The organism is Bradyrhizobium sp. P2_E8 (genome assembly GCF_056403875.1).
The window spans coordinates 1-4,309 of sequence record NZ_JBFUES010000679.1 but is presented as its reverse complement, the minus strand read 5'-3'; the positions used below and the strand labels follow the sequence as shown (position 1 = coordinate 4,309).

The window sequence follows — 4,309 nt, the reverse complement described above, 5'->3', positions numbered from 1 at the left end:
GCCTTGCGTCGCGCACGTCAGGTACATAGCCGAAATCGGTGTGGCTCCCGCTAATGCCCATGTAGGTAAGCGTGACAGCTTCACTGTCCCGTCATGGACTCGGCAGCGAGGTCGCAGGGCCCGCATTGTTCTAAATCAACAGACCCGCTTATTGGGGAATTACGCTGACGAACCGTTCCAGTCCAGGAAGGAGAGTGGTCATGTCGCGCCGAACCATCGTTTCACTCACCGCATCCGCCATCATTGGCATCGCCTGCATCGTGACTGTTTCGACTGACGCCTTCGCGTATCGAAGAGGCGGTGGCGTTGGGGTTGGTCGCGTTGGTGTTCATCACGGCGGTGTCTATCGCGGTGGCGTCTATCGTGGTGCAGCCGTGCGCCGTGGAGTTGCCGTGGGCGTCGGAGCTGCTGCGGTCGGTGCTGCTGCTTACGGAGCTTACGGAGCCTACGGAGGCTATCGCCGCTGCGGCTACGAACCTTACCCCCCTTGCTACTAGCCGGTCTTGGCGTAGCTGCCACCGAGTAACCGGTTGAGCCGGGCTTGGTGGCGGTGACAGTGCATTCAATCTAAATTGGTAGGCCGGTTAAGTGCACTGTCACCGTAATCACGTTCCTCACCTTCGGCGAGGGTCTGCACAACAACCACCACCGCTTCCCGCGCGACCCCTATCTGTCGCACGCCTGGTACGAGATCGACATCAACGGCCTGATCATTTTGGGATTGGGGAAGCTCGGTCTCGTGCACGACGTCTTCATGGCCGGCAGCCGGGCCGCTCGCGCGAACGAGGAGAGCGGGAAGACGTCGGCGTCGGAGTCGGAAGCGACGGTCTGAGCCACGACGCGTAGGATGGGCAGAGCGAAGCGAAGCTCGGGCATGAAGCGGCCTCCCTCGGCATATCCACAGGGTTGGGCGAGGTTAACACATTGGTTATTTCTTTGCGGTCATTTTCGCAACCTTAGTCAGCAAAGAGGCACCATGTCCGACATCACCATTCCCGGCGGCAAAATCCGTTCCTTCGTCGAGCGGATCGAGAACCTCGACAGCGAAATGYWGGAGTTGAGCGAACAGAAGAAGGAAGTCTTCGCGGAAGCCAAGGGCGAAGGCTTCGACGTGAAGATCCTCAAGGAGATCATCAAGCTGCGCAAGGAAGACAAGAACGACCGCGACGAGCGCGAAAGCCTGCTCGACCTCTACATGCGCGCGATGGAGACGGCATCGCCGGAGCAGGCGAAGGCGGCGTAAGACGAACGCGGTCATGCAAGGAGCGATAGCCGCGGCTTGCGGCTATCGCTCCCGCAGGACGACGACGACGAACCGATCGATTTATGATGGGGCGTTTGGTTCAATCTCGCTGTTAATCCCGGCCATCAATAGCGGCCGCCGCTGCCCTTTTGCTGCGTGATCCAGTCCGACAATGTTTTCGGTGTTGATTTCGCAGTCCGGCCGGGTGATGCCTTTGGATTGTCGCGGACGCCTTTCGTCGGACGGGTGCGCGGCGCTTGCGTTGCGCCAGCGCCCTTCAAGGCAGGCGTCGATGCCTCCGCGGCTTCCTTCTCCAGGCGCAACTGCTTCAATCGCGCCATCTTGAGGCGTTCTGCTTCGACCTCGGGTCGTTCGGCGAGCTGCGGCTTGTGTAGCACAAGCTCGGCCGAAACCAGGACACCGAGAATGGTCGTCTCGCCGAGCGCCTTGCAGGCTTCGAGCCGATGCAGTCCCTCGACCAGAACGAGGCGGTCTCCGTCGAGCCGAACGGAAATGGGGGCCTGTTGTCCGATGTCCAGAATACTTTCCGCGATCTCCCCGACGATCTCGGGCTTGATAGCTTTCTTCTGCTTCGTGGGAACGAAGATCTTCTCGATCGGGAAGCTCTCCGGTTTGGGCATAACTTGACTCCGCTTCTACCGGGCCCGTCGGAACCCATGCCGGCGGGTTGGGAGTTTAGGAGGGAAGAGCTCGACCGCAAAGGYTATTTCGGCGGTAGAGCATTGATGAGCATCGAAGCCGGAACCAATCTACGATTCCGGCGACAGTACACTTAATTGACGCCGCCCACCAAGCGCGAGCCGAAGCCGCAGATCGGCGGGACGGAGCGAGTGAATTTAGTGCACTGTCACCGTAATTCCAGTTAAGTGCACTGTCACCGTAATTCCCGATGACAGGCTTCGCGATATCCGGGAAATGGTCGAGCGGGCAGCCTCGGATATCGCAGCGCTCATCGGGGCTACGCTCGCTGGCTCATGCGTCTTCCGGCCCCGCGGCGTCGGAACACGCAGCTGTCGTTAGTGACGTGTCGCGCGGATTTCGAGCGTCGTCTGGGTGAGCCTGGCCACGAACCCCTCAAAATGCATGACCCTTTGTCTGGTCAATTGTTCATGCAACTCGGCAATCTTCTGGGATTCGGCGATCAGCGAGTCGCACACCTGTTTCGCGTACTCCATCTGAAGCTCAAAGGCCTCGACAGGTGAGCGCGCCGCCGCGAGCTTTCCCAGGAAGGTCCAGGCGTGCTCAAGCGACGTCCTCGTGTAGTCGCTATAGGCATCGGCAATCGCCTGCGCGCTGGCCTGGGAGGGTTCCACCGGTGCGACGGGCGCGCTTGCAGCGATCTCCATCCCGGAAGCCCCGCCCGGCAAGGCTGCAGCCGAGGGTACCTGCGCACTGATCTCTCGGCTCGTCTCTTGCCCTATCTCTTGCTGGGTCTCTTGCTTGTTCTCTTGGCTGATTTCCGCCGAGGCATCCGGCAATTGATGGGCCGCAGTTGCGTGTTGCTCGCCGGCCGCGGTTCGTTGCCCGGCCTTCTTCTTCCCGCCGCGCCGGCCGGATTTTCCCGTTGGCTTATTTTCGATCGCACTCAACATTGCAAATGGCTCCTGAATATCGCTGAAACCGCAAGCCTCCGTCGTGTTTGCGCTGAAATCGCGATTGGGGGTTGTCGCTTGCGTGGCGGCCATGTGGTGAGATTTTGCCGGGCATCGGCAAGGCCATCCGGCCGGGTCTTGACCGTCCTGCGCGCGAAACCATGCTCGACCACCCATTCTACGAGCTAATAGCCGAGAAGATTATTCCGCTTTGGTCGGGAACTTGAGCAGGCGACTCCACGCCCGCACGTGGCGGCGAAATGAATCGTTCGCTCAAGGCCGATCACGATGATGTTTTTATATGATGATCGTCATCTCATTGACGGCGCAACATGGATGCATACCTGCGGCTTCGAACATGTCATCAAGGAGAATTGCCATGACAACGAAGTCATTCATCATCGCGGCCGCCGCCGCGATCTCACTGGCCGGTGCAACCGCCGGCTTCGCTGCCGAGCTGCCAACCTATCAAGTCAACGGGCTGCCGATCTCGCCGGTTCAAGTCGGCGTGCTGGGAGGGGCGCGTGTCCAGGAGCAACCGCAGGTCACGGCCACCGTCCTGTCTTCGCATCAGCTCAAAGCCCTGACACCGCGGCCGAAGCGGGCTACGCTCGCTGGTAACTGAACTCGGCCGTGTGGATATTCATGGCTTTGACTAGCTCTACAAAGCGAACCGACTTCTTGTTGTGTCTATTGTTGCTGGCGAGAAGAGCCTGCGCGCTTGCATATGCGCAGATGTCGGCCATATCCAGGAGGCAGGTCTGATCCGACGGTAAGGCAATTGCATTTGAATGTACGCGGGCGAAGTGTGTGGCTTGTAGGCGTGCAAGACCCCAATCGATCTTGGTGCGGTCGGTGTCAAATGCCAGTTCGTATGTGGCCCCTTGGTGGTGTTGCAAGTTCGCGATTGCTGCAAAGCAGGCGAGGCCCGCTAGGTGTTTTTCGCTGACGTCAAACGGCGGTCCGTCGACGAGCTGTAGCTGTCGAGGGTAGCGCGTTTGATCAATCCAGGCTGAGAACCAGAGCCCCCCAAGGTTCTGCATCAATCTCGCGCATTCTTCTACGAAACCGTGAACATCTTCTGGCGCGAAATGCGCGAAAGGCGAGCGGCGACGCGCTTCGCCGCTAAACAAGACGCGGCAGTGAATCTTGGCATTTGTCGGGACGTCGCGAGAAGCCTTCAGGCGGTCCAGTGCGTTCCGAGCGTCTTCGCGGGCGTTAGGCGGGAGCCACAGTGTTCCTCCCGTGACAAACTGTTCAGCCTTGCTCTCGTCGCACAATGCAAGAGGCCGCTCGAACAGGAGCGGCCTCAGCAATTCGGTCGGGTCGGTTGGTGCAGCCAATGGACTTAACTACACCCCGTCGTGCTGCCGCAAGTATCGCACTTCATGCAGGTCCCATTCCGCACCAGCGTGAAGTTGCCGCACTCTGAGCACATCTCGCCCTCGTAGCC

Annotated in this window: 6 protein-coding genes; 2 read left to right on the top strand and 4 right to left on the bottom strand. The window is 59.7% G+C overall.

Translation table 11 applies throughout. From position 1 onward, the window contains the following. Positions 1 to 562: 562 nt before the first annotated feature. Positions 563 to 745, bottom strand: a complete 183-nt coding sequence (locus AC1D00_RS29385) for a hypothetical protein (RefSeq protein ID WP_404555875.1) — start codon at positions 743 to 745, stop codon at positions 563 to 565. 231 nt (positions 746 to 976) lie between these two features. Between AC1D00_RS29385 and AC1D00_RS29380 the strand changes: the two genes are divergently transcribed. Beyond that, a complete protein-coding gene (locus AC1D00_RS29380) occupies positions 977 to 1,243 on the top strand; it encodes a DUF2312 domain-containing protein (RefSeq protein WP_477013073.1) in 267 nt (88 codons plus the stop codon). A 125-nt stretch (positions 1,244 to 1,368) separates the two neighbouring features. On the opposite strand, the gene AC1D00_RS29375 is transcribed toward AC1D00_RS29380, so the two are convergent. Next, positions 1,369 to 1,884: a ParB N-terminal domain-containing protein gene (locus AC1D00_RS29375; protein WP_477013072.1), complete on the bottom strand. Its 516-nt coding sequence runs from the start codon at positions 1,882 to 1,884 to the stop codon at positions 1,369 to 1,371. Between the two features lie 396 nt (positions 1,885 to 2,280). Next, positions 2,281 to 2,949 (bottom strand): phasin family protein, encoded by a 669-nt coding sequence (locus AC1D00_RS29370; protein ID WP_404555877.1) that lies wholly within the window; start codon positions 2,947 to 2,949, stop codon positions 2,281 to 2,283. Between the two features lie 208 nt (positions 2,950 to 3,157). Here AC1D00_RS29370 and AC1D00_RS29365 point away from each other — a divergent pair, with 208 nt between their 5' ends. Then, positions 3,158 to 3,481: a hypothetical protein gene (locus tag AC1D00_RS29365; protein WP_477013071.1), complete on the top strand. Its 324-nt coding sequence runs from the start codon at positions 3,158 to 3,160 to the stop codon at positions 3,479 to 3,481. On the opposite strand, the gene AC1D00_RS29360 is transcribed toward AC1D00_RS29365, so the two are convergent. After that, on the bottom strand, positions 3,462 to 4,199 hold the full coding sequence (locus tag AC1D00_RS29360; RefSeq protein WP_477013070.1) for a hypothetical protein: 738 nt from the start codon (positions 4,197 to 4,199) through the stop codon (positions 3,462 to 3,464). The two genes, AC1D00_RS29365 and AC1D00_RS29360, sit on opposite strands and share 20 nt — an antisense overlap. Between the last annotated feature and the right edge of the window lie 110 nt (positions 4,200 to 4,309).

What these genes read in the sequence shown, in the direction of transcription:
- AC1D00_RS29370 (WP_404555877.1), bottom strand. Translation starts at nt 2,949, where the DNA reads ATGGCCGCCACGCAAGCGACAACCCCCAATCGCGATTTCAGCGCAAAC.
- AC1D00_RS29365 (WP_477013071.1), top strand. Translation starts at nt 3,158, where the DNA reads ATGATGATCGTCATCTCATTGACGGCGCAACATGGATGCATACCTGCG.
- AC1D00_RS29375 (WP_477013072.1), bottom strand. Translation starts at nt 1,884, where the DNA reads ATGCCCAAACCGGAGAGCTTCCCGATCGAGAAGATCTTCGTTCCCACG.